Genomic DNA, 17,734 nt, shown 5'->3' on the forward strand with positions numbered 1-17,734 from the left:
ACGCAGGAAGCCCGGACTAATAAGATGGCATTGAAATCCCCCGCGTTTCGTAAAAAATTTCCGTTGTTGGTTACCGGCAGTTTGCTGGCGCTGCAACCCCTTGCCACTTCCTACGTGGTCGCCGCGGAACAGTTTGACTGTTCAGTCTCTGCTTCGGGTTCCTGGGACTGTGCGCCAAAGTCGCCGGCGGCTGCATTGCCACCGCGTCCCGTCCATGACGGCAGCGCTGTTTCCGCCACCGGCGAAGCCCCGGCCGAGAACGGTTCCAGCGAAGACACTGGCGCCAAGCCGGCACTGGTCACCGAATCCGAAGGCCGTGGCCTGAAGTCGCGTAGCGCAGACTATAGTCACCTCGACTGGGTTCCGCGCGAACAGCTCACCGCCGCACAATTGGCCGAAACCGGTCCTTATTGCTCTGGCTCCTATATCGAACCGATTCGTCCTGGCATGAATGACAAGACGAATAAAAGTGACGCTCCAACCTTCATCGGCGCAAAAGCCTCCCGCTATAAGCAGGATGAGCAGGTCGCGACCCTGGCCGGCGACGTTGTCATGCGTCAGGGCAGCATGCAGGTCGAAGCCGACGAAGCCAACCTGTACCAGGCCGAGAGCCGTGGTGACCTGAACGGCAATGTGCGCATTCGCGACAACGGCGCACTGATCGTTGGCGACCACGCCGACGTACAGCTCGACACCGGTGAAGCCAAGGTCGACAACGCCGAATACGTGATGCACAAATCCCGCGTCCGCGGTAATGCGCTGTACGCCAAACGTGCCGAGAACGCGATCATCCGCCTCAAGGATGGTACGTACACCACGTGCGAACCGAACAGCAACGCCTGGCAGCTCAAGGGCAATAACATCACCCTGAACCCGGCCACCGGTTTCGGTACAGCGACCAACGTGACTCTGCGGGTCAAGGACATTCCGGTCCTGTACACGCCGTACATCTATTTCCCGATCGACGACCGTCGCCAGTCCGGCTTCCTGCCGCCGACCATCGGCACCGGCAGCGATACCGGCTTCATGCTGGTCACCCCGTACTACTTCAACCTGGCGCCGAACTACGATGCCACGTTGTACCCGCGCTACATGGAAAAGCACGGTTTGTTGATGGAAGGCGAATTCCGCTACCTGACCAAGACCAGCGAAGGCCAGTTCGGTGCGGCGTACCTCAACGACGAAAGCAACGAACGCGACAAGCAGTCCGACGCCGAGAAAACCCGCTACATGTACAACTGGCAGCACAAGGGCGGTCTCGACTCGCGGGTACTCACGCAAGTCGACTACACCAAGATCAGCGATCCGTATTACTTCCAGGATCTGCAGACCGACCAGATCGGCGTGAAAAGCAACGACTACGTGAACCAGCAGGGCTCCGTCACCTATCGTGGCGACAGCTATACCGCTCGCGTGAATGCCCAGGCATACCAACTGGCGAGCGTATCGAACATTACGCCGTACGACCGCCTGCCGCAGCTCACCCTCGACGGCATGCTGCCTTATCATCCGGAAGGCCTGAATTTCACATACAACACCGAACTCGTACGGTTTGACCGTGATCTGCAGAACGGCAATTACTCCGACGAAGACGGGAACGTGACGCCACGTCTTGATAACAACATACAAGGTCTGGCACGTGCCAATGGCGACCGTCTGAATCTCGCGCCCGCCATGAGCCTGCCGATGAACACGACGTACGGCTTCCTGACACCGAAGCTCAAGTACCAGTACACTCAGTACCAATTGGACCTGGACAATATCGGCAAAAGTCAAATCGTGACTCAGGATCAAGCCGCGGCTGCAGCCGGGACTAAAAACTTCAATGGCAATTTTGACAGCAACCAGAACCGCGGCGTGCCGATCGCCAGCATCGACAGCGGTCTGTACTTCGATCGAAATACCCAGTATTTCGGCAAGAATTACCGCCAGACTCTCGAGCCGCGCCTGTTCTACCTGTACGTGCCTGAGGTCGACCAGGAAGACATCCCGGTATTCGATACCAGCGAATACACCTTCAACTATGCGTCGCTGTTCCGTGACAACCGCTTCTCCGGTTCCGACCGTGTCGGCGACGAGAACAAGCTGTCCCTGGGCGTGACCAGCCGCTGGATCGAAGACAACGGTTTCGAGCGCCAGCGCATCAGTGTTGGCCAGGCCTTGTTCTTCAAGGATCGCGAAGTCCAGTTGCCGGGCATCAATCCACAAACCCGCGCCGATGCACATTCGAATGTTTCGCCTTATGCACTGGAATACGAATATCGCTGGAACCGCGACTGGCGCACCACGGCCGACTACAACTGGGACCCGGACAGCCGCAGCCCTCGTTCGGGCAGTGCGATGTTCCACTACCAGCCTGAAGACAACCCGAACAAGGTCGTCAACGTCGGCTATCGCTATCGTAACGACCAGGTGATCTACAACCAGAACACCGGTCAATGGCAGTTCGGCGGTGACTACGGCACCCCAGGTCAGCCTGGCTTCGTGAAGGATTACTACAAGATCAAACAGCACGACTTCTCGGTGATCTGGCCGATCGTGCCGCAATGGAGCGCTATCAGCCGTTGGCAGTATGACTACAACCGCAACCGTACCCTGGAAGCCTTCGGTGGCTTCGAGTACGACAGCTGCTGCTGGAAACTACGCCTGATCAACCGTTACTTCGTTGATTACGACGAGTTCAGCCAACAAGCACCGCAAAACGAAAAAGGCGACCATGGCGTCTTCCTCCAAATTGTTCTGAAGGGACTCGGCGGCCTCACCGGCGCCAAGGCAGAGAGCTTCCTCGACAAAGGCATTCAAGGTTATCGTGAACGTGAAGACCAAGCTTTCTGATTGTCTGCGCCCGCTGATGCTGGGCGCGCTGTTCCTGAGTACGGCGGCAAGCGCTGCAGTGCAGTCCATCGATAAAGTGGTGGCCATCGTCGACAACGACGTGGTCATGCAGAGCCAACTGGACCAACGCGTTCATGACGTTCAGCAAACCATTGCCAAGCGTGGTTCTGCCGTGCCGCCGGCCAGCGTGCTGGAGCAGCAGGTACTGGAGCGCCTGATCGTCGAAAACCTGCAATTGCAGATTGGCGAACGCTCCGGCATCCGCATTACCGATGAAGAGTTGAACCAGGCTGTCGGCACCATTGCCCAGCGCAACAACATGTCGGTCGAGCAGTTCCGCGCCGCCCTGACTCGCGACGGCCTGTCTTACGACGACGCGCGTGAGCAGATTCGTCGCGAAATGGTCATCAGCCGTGTGCGCCAGCGTCGGGTTGCCGAACGCATTCAGGTCTCCGAGCAGGAGGTGAAGAACTTCCTGGCTTCCGACCTGGGCAAAATGCAGCTGTCCGAAGAGTTCCACCTGGCCAACATCCTGATTCCTACGCCGGAAAGCGCCAACTCCGACGCAATTCAGAATGCAGCCAAACAGGCCGATGCGATTTACCAGCAACTCAAGCAAGGTGCTGACTTCGGTCAGTTGGCCATCGCCAAGTCCGCCAGCGAAACCGCACTGGAAGGTGGTGACATGGGCTGGCGTAAAGCCGCTCAATTGCCACCGCCATTCGATCGCCTGCTGAGCACCATGCCGGTGGGTGATATCACCCAGCCAATGCGCACGCCGGGCGGTTTCATCATCCTGAAGATCCTCGCCAAGCGTGGCGGCGAAACCCAGATGCGCGATGAAGTGCATGTGCGCCACATCCTGGTCAAACCGAGCCCGATCCGCGACGAAGCGAAAACCAAGGCCCTGGCTCAGTCGCTCTACAGCCGTATCGAGGCTGGCGAAGACTTCGGCGAGCTGGCGAAAAGCTACTCGGAAGACCCGGGGTCCGCCCTCAATGGCGGCGACCTGAACTGGATCGACCCGAACGCGCTGGTGCCCGAGTTCCGCGAAGTGATGGCCAAGACCCCACAAGGTCAGCTGTCCAAGCCGTTCCAGACGCAATACGGCTGGCACGTTCTGGAAGTCCTTGGTCGTCGCGCCACCGACAGCACCACACAGGCTCGCGAACAGCAAGCAATGACCGTACTGCGTAACCGCAAATACGACGAAGAGCTGCAAACCTGGCTGCGTCAGATCCGTGACGAAGCGTACGTGGAAATCAAACTCCCTGGCGCCGACCAGGCAGCGCAGTGAAACCTCAACGTTTCGCGCTGACACCCGGTGAACCGGCCGGCATAGGTCCCGACCTGTGCCTGCTGCTCGCCTCGCAAGCCCAGCCCCACCCCCTGATTGCCGTTACCAGCCGCGACCTGCTCATTGAGCGGGCCGCGCAACTGGGCGTGGCTGTCGACTTGCTGCCGGTCACACCGGACAACTGGCCGGATGCACCCGCGCCAGCCAATAGCCTGTATGTCTGGGATACACCACTCAATGCCAAGGTCGTTGCCGGGCAACTGGACAAGGCCAACGCTGCCTTCGTTCTGGAAACCCTGACCCGCGCTGGCCAGGGCTGCCTGGACGGACATTTCGCCGGCATGATTACCGCCCCGGTGCACAAAGGTGTGATCAATGAATCCGGTATCGCCTTTTCCGGGCACACGGAATTCCTCGCCGACCTGACCCATACCGCGCAAGTGGTGATGATGCTGGCCACACGCGGATTGCGCGTGGCACTGGTGACCACTCACCTTCCCCTTCGCGAGATTGCCGATGCAATCACGCCGGAGCGCCTGGAACGCGTCACGCGAATCCTGCACGCCGACCTGCAAAACAAATTCGGCATCGCCCGGCCACGTATCCTGGTCTGCGGGCTCAACCCCCATGCCGGTGAAGGCGGACACCTGGGCCATGAAGAAATCGATATCATCGAACCCACATTAGAGCGCCTGCGCGGCGAAGGCATGGACCTGCGTGGTCCCCTGCCCGCCGACACTCTGTTTACCCCCAAATATCTGGAGCACTGCGACGCAGTGCTGGCGATGTACCACGACCAGGGCCTGCCGGTGCTGAAGTACAAAGGCTTCGGCGCGGCAGTCAACGTCACCCTTGGCTTGCCGATCATCCGCACGTCGGTCGACCACGGCACCGCCCTGGATCTGGCCGGCAGCGGCAAGATCGACACCGGCAGCCTGCAAGTCGCCCTGGAAACCGCCTACCAGATGGCCGAGACCCGTTTATGACCGAGCAATACCAACACAAGGCGCGCAAACGCTTTGGCCAGAACTTCCTGCACGATGCCGGCGTTATCGACCGCATCCTGCGTTCCATTCACGCCAAGGCAGAAGACCGCCTGCTGGAAATCGGCCCGGGCCAGGGCGCACTGACCCAAGGCCTGCTCAGCAGCGGCGCCCAACTCGATGTGGTGGAGCTGGACAAGGACCTGATCCCGATCCTCAACCAGCAGTTTGCCGGCAAGAGCAACTTCAACCTGCATCAGGGCGATGCACTGAAGTTCGACTTCAACAGCCTGAATGCCGCGCCAGGCAGCCTGCGAGTGGTCGGCAACCTGCCGTACAACATCTCCACGCCGCTGATTTTTCACCTCCTGCACAACTCGCATCTGATTCGCGACATGCACTTCATGCTGCAAAAGGAAGTGGTCGAGCGCCTGGCTGCCGGCCCGGGTGGTGGTGACTGGGGCCGCTTGTCGATCATGGTTCAGTACCACTGCCGGGTCGAACATCTGTTCAATGTCGGCCCGGGCGCATTCAACCCGCCGCCGAAAGTCGACTCGGCCATCGTGCGTCTGGTACCCCACGCGGTGCTGCCGCACCCGGCCAAGGATCACCGCTTGCTGGAGCGCGTCGTGCGCGAAGCGTTCAACCAGCGTCGCAAAACCCTGCGCAACACCCTCAAGCTGCTGCTGAGCAATGCCGAAATCGAAGCCGCCGGCGTCGATGGCAGCCTGCGTCCCGAGCAACTCGACCTGGCCGCCTTCGTGCGCCTGGCCGACAAGCTCAGCGAGCAGGCGCCACAAAAGCCTGCCGCTGACTGACAGGCGATGAGCGCTATCGGGTAGGACGCCACTCTGGTCTACTACCCGATACTTGGCCTAGACTGAACCCCATCAGCTACGCCCCGCGTCCCGCTTCGTTTTTAAGGCCCCTTGCATGTCCGATCCTCGTTATCAGGTCGACGTCAGCGTCGTCACCCGCTATCTGGCAGAACAATCGCAACCCGAGCACGACCGCTTTGCCTTCGCCTACACCATCACCGTGCAAAACAATGGCCTGGTGCCCGCCAAATTGCTGTCTCGGCACTGGGTCATCACCGATGGTGACGGGCATGTCGAAGAAGTGCGCGGCGCAGGCGTGGTAGGCCAGCAACCGTTGATCGACCCCGGCAAGAGTCACACCTACAGCAGTGGCACGGTCATGACCACCAAGGTCGGCACCATGCAGGGCACCTATCAGATGCTTTCCGATGACGGCAAACATTTCGATGCCATCATCGCGCCCTTCCGCCTGGCGGTGCCCGGAGCCTTGCACTGATGGCAACGTACGCGGTCGGCGACTTGCAAGGCTGCCTTCAGGCCCTGCAATGCCTGCTCAAACAAGTGGCGTTCGACCCACAACGGGATCGTCTGTGGCTGGTGGGCGACCTGGTCAACCGCGGCCCGCAGTCACTGGAAACCCTGCGCTTCCTCTATGGCATCCGCGAATCGCTGGTGTGCGTACTCGGCAACCATGACCTGCACCTGCTGGCGGCCGGACGCAACATCGAACGCCTGAAGAAGGCCGATACCCTGCGCGAAATCATTGAAGCGCCTGATAGCGCCGAGCTGCTCGAATGGGTACGCCAGCAAAAGCTCATGCACTACGACGAACAGCGCAACGTGGCACTGGTCCATGCCGGCATTCCACCCCAGTGGTCGCTGCGCAAAGCCTTGAAGTGTGCCGCCGAAGTCGAGACAGCCTTGCGTGACGACAACCTGTTGCCGCCCTACCTCGATGGCATGTACGGCAACGATCCGGCGAAATGGGACAACGACCTCAAAGGCGTGACGCGCCTGCGGGTGATCACCAACTATTTCACCCGCATGCGTTTTTGCACCGCCGAAGGCAAACTCGACCTCAAGAGCAAGGAAGGTCTCGATACCGCACCACCTGGCTACAAGCCCTGGTTCCAGCACAAGGAACGCAAGACCAAAGGTCTGAAAATCCTCTTCGGTCACTGGGCTGCACTGGAAGGCAAGTGCGACGAGCCGGGTATCTCGGCCCTCGACACCGGTTGTGTCTGGGGCGGCGCCCTGACCCTGATGAACGTCGACAGCTTTGAGCGCCTGTCCTGCAAATGCGACGAACACGGCCATGTTGCCGTGCCGTCAGTCGCCTCATCCATTCCCCAAACATCGCCAGCCAGCGCCCCGCGCTAGACTGCCCATTCAGCCGAGCCACAGGAGCCCGCCATGAGCGAATTCAAACGTATCCCCCCGGAACAGGCCCAGGCCCTGCGCGAACAAGGCGCCGTGGTGGTCGACGTCCGCGACCCGGCCACTTTCGCCGCCCTGCACATCGCAGGCTCGAAGCATCTGGACAATCATTCCCTGCACGCTTTCATCCAGGGTGCCGACCTCGATGCACCCACCGTGGTGGTCTGCTATCACGGCAATTCCAGCCAGGGCGCGGCCGCCTACCTGATCAGCCAGGGCTTCTCCGACGTCTACAGCATGGATGGCGGATTTGAGTTGTGGCGTACGACGTACCCTGCGGAAACGGCGCAAGGCACCTGCGAATAATTTTTTTGTAACGTTGCAAGCCCCGGCTCCTGCGGGCTGGCGCGGTGGCAGACGAACGGTCTGCCACAAACAATTACGTATCTCGCCTTTACCTGCCGAATTCCCAACTATCCTTAAGCGCAGGCCATCCAAAACAGGGGAGAGCCGGTACACCGGCGCACGGGTCATCGGGAGTAGCTTTCGGGGCGGTAAGCCTTGAGGGAGTTCTGGGGGGTAAACAGCAACCGCCTGTTCGGTTGCTGCCAGCATCGACTGAGTGATCCGGCGTCGGCTCCACGTATCGAGCGAGGTGACGTCATGAGTATCTTTAGCCACTTCCAACAACGCTTCGAGTCCACACGCCAGGAAGAACTCTCTCTGCAAGAGTACCTGGAGCTGTGCAAAAAGGACCGCAGCGCCTACGCTTCCGCCGCCGAGCGTCTGCTGCTGGCCATCGGAGAACCGGAGCTGCTCGACACCTCGACCAACTCGAGACTGTCGCGAATCTTTTCCAACAAGGTGATCCGCCGCTATCCGGCCTTTGAAGACTTCCACGGGATGGAAGAATGCATCGACCAGATCGTGTCGTATTTCCGTCACGCCGCTCAGGGTCTGGAAGAAAAGAAACAGATTCTCTACCTGCTCGGCCCCGTCGGTGGCGGTAAATCGTCCCTGGCCGAAAAGCTCAAACAGCTGATGGAAAAAGTGCCCTTCTATGCGATCAAGGGCTCGCCGGTTTTCGAGTCGCCCCTGGGTCTGTTCAATGCCACCGAAGATGGCGCGATCCTCGAGGAAGACTTCGGCATTCCACGGCGCTACCTCAACACCATCATGTCGCCATGGGCCACCAAACGCCTGGCCGAATTCGGCGGCGATATCAGCCAGTTCCGCGTGGTCAAGCTCTATCCGTCGATCCTCAACCAGATCGCCGTGGCCAAGACCGAACCGGGCGATGAAAACAACCAGGACATCTCGGCACTGGTGGGTAAGGTCGATATCCGCAAACTGGAAGAATTCCCACAGAACGACGCCGATGCCTACAGCTACTCGGGCGCACTGTGCCGGTCCAACCAGGGCCTGATGGAGTTCGTCGAAATGTTCAAGGCACCGATCAAGGTGCTGCACCCACTGCTGACCGCCACCCAGGAAGGCAACTACAACAGTACCGAAGGCCTCGGCGCGATTCCGTTCACCGGGATCCTGTTGGCGCACTCCAACGAATCGGAATGGCATACCTTCCGCAACAACAAGAACAACGAAGCCTTCATCGACCGGATCTACATCGTCAAAGTGCCGTACTGCCTGCGGGTCAGTGACGAAGTGAAGATCTACGACAAGCTGTTGTTCAACAGCTCGCTGGCCAAGGCTCATTGTGCGCCGGATACCCTGAAGATGCTGGCTCAGTTCACCGTGCTCTCGCGCCTCAAGGAGCCGGAAAACTCCAACATCTACTCGAAGATGCGCGTGTACGACGGCGAAAACCTCAAGGACACCGATCCTAAAGCCAAGTCGATCCAGGAATACCGCGACAACGCCGGTGTCGACGAAGGCATGAACGGACTCTCCACCCGGTTCGCGTTCAAGATCCTGTCGAAGGTGTTCAACTTCGATCCGCACGAAATCGCCGCCAACCCGGTGCATTTGCTCTATGTGCTGGAACAACAGATCGAGCAGGAACAGTTCCAGGCCGAGACCCGCGAACGCTATCTGCGCTTCCTCAAGGAATACCTGGCACCGCGCTACATCGAATTCATCGGCAAGGAGATCCAGACCGCTTACCTCGAGTCCTACAGCGAATACGGCCAGAACATCTTCGATCGTTATGTGCTGTACGCCGACTTCTGGATCCAGGACCAGGAATACCGCGATCCGGAAACCGGCGAAATCCTCAATCGCGTAGCGCTGAACGAAGAACTGGAGAAAATCGAAAAACCGGCCGGCATCAGCAATCCGAAGGATTTCCGCAACGAAATCGTCAACTTCGTCCTGCGCGCCCGGGCCAACAACAACGGCAAGAACCCGACCTGGCTCAGCTACGAAAAACTGCGGGTGGTCATCGAGAAGAAAATGTTCTCCAACACCGAGGACCTGCTGCCAGTCATCAGCTTCAATGCCAAGGCCAGCAAGGAGGACCAGCAAAAACACAACGACTTCGTGACACGGATGGTCGAGCGGGGCTACACCGACAAACAGGTACGACTGCTGTCCGAGTGGTACCTGCGGGTCAGAAAATCACAATAACCCGCGCCGGTCAGACCGGTTGTCGTCAGCCAGAGACCTGTGTACGCATTTTCTGTTACACAGGCCTCTGGAAGGTGTTCGAAAGTCGGTAGCGAGTTCAGGCAGCATCCAAAGCGCTTGGGGGAGCGTTCAATACCCCTCGGCTCTCGGTTCGATGCTGCATCACCGCTCGCCCCTTTCAGGACAGCTTCTAAGGAGCAGTCATGAGCTATGTGATCGACCGACGTCTCAATGGCAAGAACAAAAGCACGGTGAACCGCCAGCGGTTTCTGCGGCGCTACCGTGATCACATCAAAAAGGCTGTCGAAGAGGCGGTCAGCCGGCGCTCCATTACCGATATGGAACACGGCGAACAAATCAGCATTCCCGGCCGTGACATCGACGAACCGGTGCTTCACCACGGCCGCGGCGGAAAGCAAACGGTCGTGCACCCGGGCAACAAGGAATTCACCAGCGGCGAACATATCGCCCGTCCACCGGGAGGTGGTGGCGGTCGGGGCCCCGGCAAGGCCGGCAATTCCGGCGAAGGGATGGACGAATTCGTCTTCCAGATCACCCAGGAAGAATTCCTCGAATTCATGTTCGAGGATCTCGAACTGCCCAACCTGGTCAAGCGCAACCTGACCGGCACCGATACCTTCAAGACCGTGCGGGCCGGGATCAGTAACGAAGGCAACCCGTCGCGGATCAACATCATCCGCACCCTGCGTTCAGCCCACGCGCGGCGAATCGCCCTGTCCGGCAGCAGCCGGGCAAAACTGCGCGAAGCCAAGGAAGAACTTCTGCGACTCAAGCAGGAAGAACCGGACAACTTCGGCGATATTCAGGAAATAGAAGCTGAAATCGAAAAACTCAGCGCACGCATTCACCGCATACCGTTTCTCGACACATTCGACCTCAAGTACAACCTGCTCATCAAGCAACCCAACCCCAGTTCCAAGGCCGTGATGTTCTGCCTGATGGACGTGTCCGGCTCGATGACCCAGGCGACCAAGGACATCGCCAAGCGCTTCTTTATCCTGCTGTACCTGTTTCTCAAGCGTAACTACGAAAAGATCGACGTCGTGTTCATCCGCCATCACACCAGCGCCCGCGAAGTGGATGAGGAGGAATTTTTCTACTCCCGGGAAACCGGCGGCACCATCGTCTCCAGCGCCCTGAAACTGATGCAGGAGATCATGGCCGAGCGCTATCCGAGCAACGAGTGGAACATCTACGCTGCCCAGGCCTCTGACGGTGACAACTGGAACGACGACTCTCCGATCTGCCGCGACATCCTGATCAACCAGATCATGCCATTCGTGCAGTACTACACTTACGTTGAGATCACCCCGCGCGAACACCAGGCCCTGTGGTTCGAGTACGAGCGCATCGCCGAAGCCTTTTCCGACACTTTTGCCCAACAACAACTGGTCTCGGCCGGGGATATTTATCCGGTCTTCCGTGAACTCTTCCAGCGCAGGTTAGTGACATGACCGCCAAAGAGCAGAAGCGCCACCCCATTTCCACCGGCTCCGAATGGACGTTCGAGCTGATCCAGGCCTACGACCGTGAAATCAGTCGCCTGGCGGCTCGTTACGCACTCGACACGTATCCCAACCAGATCGAAGTGATCACCGCCGAGCAGATGATGGACGCCTACGCCTCTGTCGGTATGCCACTGGGTTATCACCATTGGTCATATGGCAAACACTTCCTCAGCACGGAGAAATCCTATACTCGCGGACAGATGGGGCTGGCCTACGAGATCGTGATCAACTCGGACCCGTGCATCGCTTACCTGATGGAAGAAAACACCATCTGCATGCAAGCGCTCGTCGTTGCGCATGCCTGCTACGGGCACAACAGCTTTTTCAAAGGCAATTACCTGTTCCGCACCTGGACCGACGCCAGTTCGATCATTGATTACCTGGTATTCGCCAAGCAGTACATCATGCAGTGCGAGGAGCGCCACGGCATCGACGCGGTGGAGGACTTGCTCGACTCCTGCCACGCGCTAATGAACTACGGCGTCGACCGCTACAAACGCCCCTACCCGATTTCCGCCGAAGAAGAACGGCGCCGGCAAAAGGATCGGGAAGAGCATTTGCAGAAGCAGATCAACGATTTGTGGCGCACCATTCCAAAAGGCGCTGACAAGTACAGCGACAAGGACAATGCACGCTTCCCCGCCGAACCTCAGGAAAACATCCTGTACTTCATCGAAAAACACGCTCCGCTACTGGAGCCGTGGCAGCGGGAAATCGTGCGGATCGTGCGCAAGATCGCTCAATATTTTTACCCACAACGCCAAACCCAGGTGATGAACGAAGGCTGGGCCACGTTCTGGCATTACACGCTGATGAATGACCTGTACGACGAAGGCCTGGTCACCGACGGCTTCATGATGGAGTTCCTGACATCCCATACCAGCGTGGTCTTTCAGCCAGGCTTCGACAGCCCTTACTACAACGGAATCAACCCCTACACCCTCGGGTTTGCCATGTACCGGGACATCCGGCGCATGTGCGAAGAACCCACCGAGGAAGATCGCCGCTGGTTCCCGGAAATTGCCGGCACCGACTGGCTGTCGACCATCAAGTTCGCCATGAGCAGCTTCAAGGATGAGAGTTTCATCCTGCAGTACCTGTCGCCTAAGGTGATTCGAGACCTGAAGTTGTTCAGCATTCTCGATGACGACCAGAAGGACGACCTGCTGGTGCCCGCCATTCACGACGAAGGTGGCTACCGCATCATCCGTGAAACCCTTGCGGCGCAGTACAACCTGGGTAATCGCGAGCCCAACGTGCAGATCTACAGCATCGACCGGCGTGGTGACCGTTCCCTGACCCTGCGTCACCAGCAGCACGACCGCAAACCGCTGGGGGACTCGACCGAAGAAGTGCTCAAACACCTGCACCGCCTCTGGGGCTTCGATATTCACCTGGAAACCCTGCAAGGGGAAACCGTGATGAAAACCCACCATGTGCCACCCAGAAGCGAGCACGGCGAAGGTGATTACGGCCGCCTGGACCTGGCCGTCATCCATCTTTGATCCGGTTTGTGCCTCCGAAAGCTCGATGCAACGGTTATCCTGTCGAGCTAACGGAGGTTTTTTATGCGTATTTATAAAGTCGGTGGTGCGGTACGTGATCGCCTGCTGGGCAAACCGGTTACCGATATCGACTGGGTCGTGGTGGGCGCCACCACCGAAGAAATGCTCGCCAAGGGCTTTCGCCCGGTGGGCGCGGATTTCCCGGTGTTCCTTCATCCAAAAAGCGGTGAGGAATACGCCCTCGCCCGCACCGAGCGCAAAAGCGGGCGCGGTTACGGCGGGTTCACTTTTCACGCCAGTCCTGAAGTCACCCTCGAAGAAGACTTGATCCGTCGCGACCTGACCATCAATGCCATGGCCGAAGACGATCAGCAGAACCTGACCGACCCGTACCACGGCCAGCGCGATCTCGAAGCACGCCTGCTTCGCCATGTTTCCCCGGCATTTGCCGAAGATCCACTCCGGGTCCTGCGCGTTGCCCGCTTCGCGGCGCGCTACGCGGCACTGGGTTTTACCGTTGCCCCGGAAACCCTGGAGCTGATGCGCCAACTCAGCGAGTCAGGCGAGCTTGAGGCGCTGACCCCGGAGCGCAGCTGGAAGGAAATTTCCCGCGCCCTGATGGAAGATCAGCCACAGGTGTTTGTTGAGGTTTTGCGCGCATGCGGCGCACTCAAGGTACTGATGCCCGAGGTCGACGCGCTGTTCGGCGTACCACAACCCCCGGCCCATCACCCGGAAATCGATACTGGCGCACACACCCTGAGCGTTTTGCAGCAAGCCGCCATACACAAACAGCCACTGACCGTACGCTGGGCGTGCCTGCTGCACGACCTGGGCAAAGGCCTGACGCCAGAGGAAGAATGGCCGCGACACATTGCCCACGAGCTCAAAGGCCTGAGGCTGATCAAAGCGGTCAATGAACGCTTCAAGGTGCCGAGAGACTGCCAGGAACTGGCAGTGTTGGTGGGCGAATATCACACCCACGGCCATCGCGCCCTTGAGCTGAAGCCATCGACGCTGCTGGAATTGCTGCAAAGCTTCGACGTTTACCGTCGGCCGCAGCGGTTCGAGGAGTTCATCGCGGCATGTGAGATGGATGCGCGTGGGCGCAAAGGGCGGGAAGACAGTAGTTACCCACAGGCGGATTATCTGCGTGGCGCGGCAACCGCGGCTCGCAGCGTGGCGGTTCAGCCGTTGCTGGAAAAGGGATTCAAGGGACCGGAGCTGGGAGAGGCGATCAAGCGCGAGCGGCTAAAGGCGCTGAAGGCTTACAAGGAAGCGGCGTCTACCTGAAAAGCTTCGCGGGCAAGTCGGATCGCCGCACCGCCGCTCCCACTTGCTCGCGAAGGCGTCGGTCAGTTCACAGCAAATCTGAAGGCGTCAATTGCTCGCCACGCCACTCAAACGCCACCGGCGCCAGCACCTGATCGATCTGCGATTCGGCCCACAATGTGGCGAAACTTTTACCTACACCCGGGTGTACTCGATCCGGTGCTATCAACGACAACGGCCACAGAACGAACGCGTTTTTCAGAATTTCTGCCCGCGGCAAGATCAGACCATCGAAGTTGCCCACCAGATCGCCGAACAGCAACACGTCGATATCCAACGGCAAACCTCGGCGATCCGGTGCATAACGACCGTTATCTGCCTCGATGAATTTCAGCCGGCGATCGAGCTCCATCAGCGGCAGATCGGTATACGCCGACACCACGAAATTGAAGAACGGCCCGCTCTTGATGCCCACCGGCTGGCTTTCGAATACCGCCGAACAGCGGATATCCACCAGGAACGCCGCCAATGCATCGAGCCCCGCCTGCAAATGGGTTTCACGCTCGATATTGCTACCAAGCCCGAGGTACACCTGAGTCAGCGACATCCGCGCTCGATCTCCACGCCCACACCACCGGTGGCAGCCGGGACGGCGCCGGGCTTGGTCAGCTTCAGGCGCACCCATGTGATCTTGAATTCGCTCATCAGCACTTCAACCAGGCGCTCGGCAAAGGTTTCAACCAGCTGGAACTGCGCCTGCTCGGCAAACGCCTGAATGCGCGAGGAAACACTGGCATAGTCGAGCGCCAGGGTCAGGTCATCACCGGCTGCGGCCGGGCGATTGTCCCAGGCGAAGCTCAGATCCAGACGCAGGCACTGTCGGATGCCTCGTTCCCAGTCGTAGGCACCAATCACCGTGTCGACTTCCAGGCCCTCGATAAACACTCTGTCCAAGCACTTCTCTCCGCTACACGACAAGGGCGCAATGCGCCGTTAGAATCAGGGCTTCCTCGCCCGGAATAGTTAGCATGTTTTGGTTATTGGCGATCCTCGCCTACCTGCTCGGCTCTCTGTCCTTCGCCATTTTGCTCAGCCGTCTGACCGGTAACCCCGATCCGCGAATGAGTGGCTCGGGCAATGCCGGTGCCACCAACATGTTGCGCCTGGCCGGCAAGAAACTCGCCATCCTGACCCTGCTCGGCGACCTTTGCAAAGGCCTGCTGCCGGTACTGATTGCGCGTCTTGCAGGCCTTTCGCAGCAGGAGCAAGCCTGGATCGGCGTCTATGCCGTCATCGGCCATCTGTTTCCGTTGTACTTCCGCTTTCGCGGCGGCAAGGGTGTCGCCACCGCTGCCGGCATGTTGCTGGGACTCTACCCGCCCGCAGCCCTTCTGGCGGTCTGCGCCTGGCTGCTGACGTTCTACCTGACCCGCACCAGCTCACTGGCTGCCCTGATTGCCACGCCGCTGACCCTGCCGTTGCTGGCCTGGCAAGAGCCTGCAGCCCTGCTGCCCATGAGCACGCTCACCGGGTTGATCGTCTGGCGCCATCGCGGCAATCTACGCGACCTGTTTGCCGGGCGCGAACGGCATTTCTAGCGGCGGGACATGAGCACCGCTCATCACAACGCCGACAACTGCTCCATCGGCCAGCGTGCCTGCACGCTGATCGCCAGGCTTTCCTGCTGACCGGCCTGCAAGCGCTGGCAGCCGGCAAAGGCGATCATCGCACCGTTATCGGTGCAGAACTGCGGACGGGCATAAAACACATCGCCCTTCATGTCGCCGAGCATTTTCTCCAGAGAAATCCGCAACGCCTTGTTGGCACTGACGCCCCCTGCGATCACCAGGCGCTTCATGCCGGCGGCTTTCAGGGCACGCTTGCACTTGATGGTCAAAGTCTCCACCACGGCCTGCTGGAACGCCAGCGAGATGTCGCAACGGGCTTGCTCACCGTCGTCCCCGGCGCTGACGCACTGCTGCCAGGTATTCAGCGCAAAGGTTTTCAAGCCACTGAAGCTGAAATCCAGGCCCGGACGGTCGCACATCGGACGCGGGAAGACGAAACGTCCTGCAACGCCTTGTTCTGCAAGGCGAGCGATCTCAGGCCCCCCCGGATAATTGAGGCCCATCATCTTCGCCGTCTTGTCGAACGCTTCGCCGGCGGCGTCATCCAGGGTCTCGCCCAAGAGCGTGTACTGACCAATTCCGTCGACCTGAACCAGTTGCGTATGACCACCCGACACCAACAAAGCGACGAACGGAAATTCCGGCGGTTGCGACTCCAGCATCGGTGCCAGCAGGTGGCCTTCCATGTGATGCACGCCGAGGGCCGGAATGCCCCAGGCAAAGGCCAGCGCCTGCGCGCAGGAAGCCCCTACCAGCAACGCGCCAACCAGGCCAGGACCCGCGGTGTAGGCGATCGCATCGATCTCGGTCGGCACGCAGTCGGCTTCGGCCAACACCTGACGAATCAAGGGCAGCATGCGTTTGACGTGATCGCGCGAAGCCAGCTCCGGCACCACACCGCCGTAGGCGCGGTGCAGGTCGATCTGACTGAACAGCGCATCGGCCAGCAGGCCGCGTTCACTGTCGTAAAGTGCGACACCGGTTTCGTCGCAGGAGGTTTCTAATCCCAGTACTAGCATGGGTTTGCGCCTTGTTTAGGCTGAATTCGAAGGCGCGCATAATAGTCGTCGCGTGATGCCCCGACCAGCGGTTTTCGATCAGAGGCTTTGCATTCCGAGCGTTGAGGGGTTAACATCCGCAACCCTTAAAAACCGACGTCTTCAAGTGCTCTTTTGCCGCGAGGATGTTGACCCCGGTAATGAATGAAGGTAGCTCTGGATGCCAGCCGTCAAAGTAAAAGAGAACGAACCCTTCGACGTAGCTCTGCGTCGTTTCAAGCGCTCCTGCGAAAAAGCCGGTGTACTGGCTGAAGTTCGTAGCCGCGAATTTTACGAGAAGCCAACTTCTGAGCGTAAGCGCAAAGCAGCAGCCGCTGTTAAGCGTCACGCCAAGAAAGTTCAGCGCGAACAGCGCCGCGCCGTTCGCCTGTACTAATACACAGACGATCGTAGCAAGCTTCTGCCAAGCCCGGCCCTCAGCCGGGCTTATGGCATTTGCGTAAAACGCTTGATGCTTCACCGTCAAAGCCGCAGACGCGACCGAGACAAATCTGCTTCACCGCGTCAGACCTGGCTCTTTTGCCAGCGGTGCACGTCTTTTCTGACGAGCCTTTCAAGGCTACTGACGAGCACACCCACTGATTCCTCTCACGACGATCAGCCCAAGGCACCTGCTTGCGTGCCAAATGATGAGCTATCCGAGGCCGATAGTTGGCCGCAGCGGATTCAGCGCAACACTTTCAAACGGTCGAATACTGATTGGCATTAACGTCAGTGGACTTTCGGCAGATACACTTCCCGACAGCGATTACGCAGACGACACTGGTCGAGCCGCACACTTTGCGCGTCTCAAACAATGACCGCGTTCGATCGCCGTACGTTTCGGGTTCCTTTCAGCGCAGACGA

At 59.2% G+C, this 17,734-nt stretch carries 16 protein-coding genes; 13 read left to right on the forward strand and 3 right to left on the reverse strand.

Annotated features, from left to right (window positions below; translation table 11 throughout):
- Nucleotides 1-24: 24 nt before the first annotated feature.
- The 11 genes from AB4Z35_RS04405 to AB4Z35_RS04455 all read left to right on the forward strand — a co-directional run bounded on the left by AB4Z35_RS04405 (nt 25) and on the right by AB4Z35_RS04455 (nt 14,223).
- Nucleotides 25-2,835 (forward strand): LPS-assembly protein LptD, encoded by a 2,811-nt coding sequence (locus tag AB4Z35_RS04405; RefSeq protein ID WP_442096148.1) that lies wholly within the window; start codon nt 25-27, stop codon nt 2,833-2,835.
- Nucleotides 2,816-4,132, forward strand: coding sequence for a peptidylprolyl isomerase SurA (surA, locus tag AB4Z35_RS04410; RefSeq protein WP_442096149.1), 1,317 nt, complete (start codon nt 2,816-2,818; stop codon nt 4,130-4,132). The genes AB4Z35_RS04405 and surA overlap by 20 nt, the downstream gene beginning before the upstream one ends.
- On the forward strand, nt 4,129-5,118 hold the full coding sequence (gene pdxA / locus AB4Z35_RS04415; protein WP_442096150.1) for a 4-hydroxythreonine-4-phosphate dehydrogenase PdxA: 990 nt from the start codon (nt 4,129-4,131) through the stop codon (nt 5,116-5,118). The genes surA and pdxA overlap by 4 nt, the downstream gene beginning before the upstream one ends.
- Entirely contained in the window at nt 5,115-5,933 is an 819-nt protein-coding gene (gene rsmA / locus AB4Z35_RS04420) for a 16S rRNA (adenine(1518)-N(6)/adenine(1519)-N(6))-dimethyltransferase RsmA (RefSeq protein WP_103396625.1), read from the forward strand. Before pdxA ends, rsmA begins: the two co-directional genes overlap by 4 nt.
- A gap of 115 nt (nt 5,934-6,048) precedes the next feature.
- Nucleotides 6,049-6,429, forward strand: a complete 381-nt coding sequence (gene apaG / locus AB4Z35_RS04425; protein WP_007993206.1) for a Co2+/Mg2+ efflux protein ApaG — start codon at nt 6,049-6,051, stop codon at nt 6,427-6,429.
- Nucleotides 6,429-7,313, forward strand: coding sequence for a symmetrical bis(5'-nucleosyl)-tetraphosphatase (locus tag AB4Z35_RS04430; RefSeq protein WP_007993205.1), 885 nt, complete (start codon nt 6,429-6,431; stop codon nt 7,311-7,313). Before apaG ends, AB4Z35_RS04430 begins: the two co-directional genes overlap by 1 nt.
- A 33-nt stretch (nt 7,314-7,346) precedes the next feature.
- Entirely contained in the window at nt 7,347-7,676 is a 330-nt protein-coding gene (gene glpE, locus AB4Z35_RS04435) for a thiosulfate sulfurtransferase GlpE (RefSeq protein WP_007993204.1), read from the forward strand.
- 297 nt (nt 7,677-7,973) lie between these two features.
- On the forward strand, nt 7,974-9,896 hold the full coding sequence (locus tag AB4Z35_RS04440) for a PrkA family serine protein kinase (RefSeq protein WP_007993203.1): 1,923 nt from the start codon (nt 7,974-7,976) through the stop codon (nt 9,894-9,896).
- A gap of 203 nt (nt 9,897-10,099) precedes the next feature.
- On the forward strand, nt 10,100-11,371 hold the full coding sequence (locus AB4Z35_RS04445) for a YeaH/YhbH family protein (RefSeq protein ID WP_007993202.1): 1,272 nt from the start codon (nt 10,100-10,102) through the stop codon (nt 11,369-11,371).
- Entirely contained in the window at nt 11,368-12,930 is a 1,563-nt protein-coding gene (locus tag AB4Z35_RS04450; RefSeq protein WP_442096151.1) for a SpoVR family protein, read from the forward strand. Before AB4Z35_RS04445 ends, AB4Z35_RS04450 begins: the two co-directional genes overlap by 4 nt.
- A gap of 63 nt (nt 12,931-12,993) precedes the next feature.
- Nucleotides 12,994-14,223: a multifunctional CCA addition/repair protein gene (locus AB4Z35_RS04455; protein WP_442096152.1), complete on the forward strand. Its 1,230-nt coding sequence runs from the start codon at nt 12,994-12,996 to the stop codon at nt 14,221-14,223.
- A 67-nt stretch (nt 14,224-14,290) separates the two neighbouring features.
- On the opposite strand, the gene folK is transcribed toward AB4Z35_RS04455, so the two are convergent.
- Together folK and folB are read right to left on the reverse strand one after the other, a co-directional pair.
- Nucleotides 14,291-14,809 (reverse strand): 2-amino-4-hydroxy-6-hydroxymethyldihydropteridine diphosphokinase, encoded by a 519-nt coding sequence (folK, locus tag AB4Z35_RS04460; protein ID WP_442096153.1) that lies wholly within the window; start codon nt 14,807-14,809, stop codon nt 14,291-14,293.
- Nucleotides 14,800-15,156, reverse strand: coding sequence for a dihydroneopterin aldolase (gene folB / locus AB4Z35_RS04465; RefSeq protein WP_007993198.1), 357 nt, complete (start codon nt 15,154-15,156; stop codon nt 14,800-14,802). The genes folK and folB overlap by 10 nt, the downstream gene beginning before the upstream one ends.
- A gap of 74 nt (nt 15,157-15,230) precedes the next feature.
- Between folB and plsY the strand changes: the two genes are divergently transcribed.
- A complete protein-coding gene (gene plsY / locus AB4Z35_RS04470; protein ID WP_007993197.1) occupies nt 15,231-15,800 on the forward strand; it encodes a glycerol-3-phosphate 1-O-acyltransferase PlsY in 570 nt (189 codons plus the stop codon).
- A gap of 23 nt (nt 15,801-15,823) precedes the next feature.
- On the opposite strand, the gene tsaD is transcribed toward plsY, so the two are convergent.
- Nucleotides 15,824-16,849 (reverse strand): tRNA (adenosine(37)-N6)-threonylcarbamoyltransferase complex transferase subunit TsaD, encoded by a 1,026-nt coding sequence (gene tsaD / locus AB4Z35_RS04475; protein ID WP_442096154.1) that lies wholly within the window; start codon nt 16,847-16,849, stop codon nt 15,824-15,826.
- A gap of 199 nt (nt 16,850-17,048) precedes the next feature.
- On the opposite strand from tsaD, the gene rpsU reads away from it, so the two are divergent.
- Nucleotides 17,049-17,264, forward strand: a complete 216-nt coding sequence (gene rpsU / locus AB4Z35_RS04480) for a 30S ribosomal protein S21 (RefSeq protein WP_002551877.1) — start codon at nt 17,049-17,051, stop codon at nt 17,262-17,264.
- Nucleotides 17,265-17,734 lie beyond the last annotated feature (470 nt).

This window comes from Pseudomonas sp. KB_15 (assembly GCF_052114525.1).
Taxonomy (GTDB): Bacteria; Pseudomonadota; Gammaproteobacteria; order Pseudomonadales; family Pseudomonadaceae; genus Aquipseudomonas.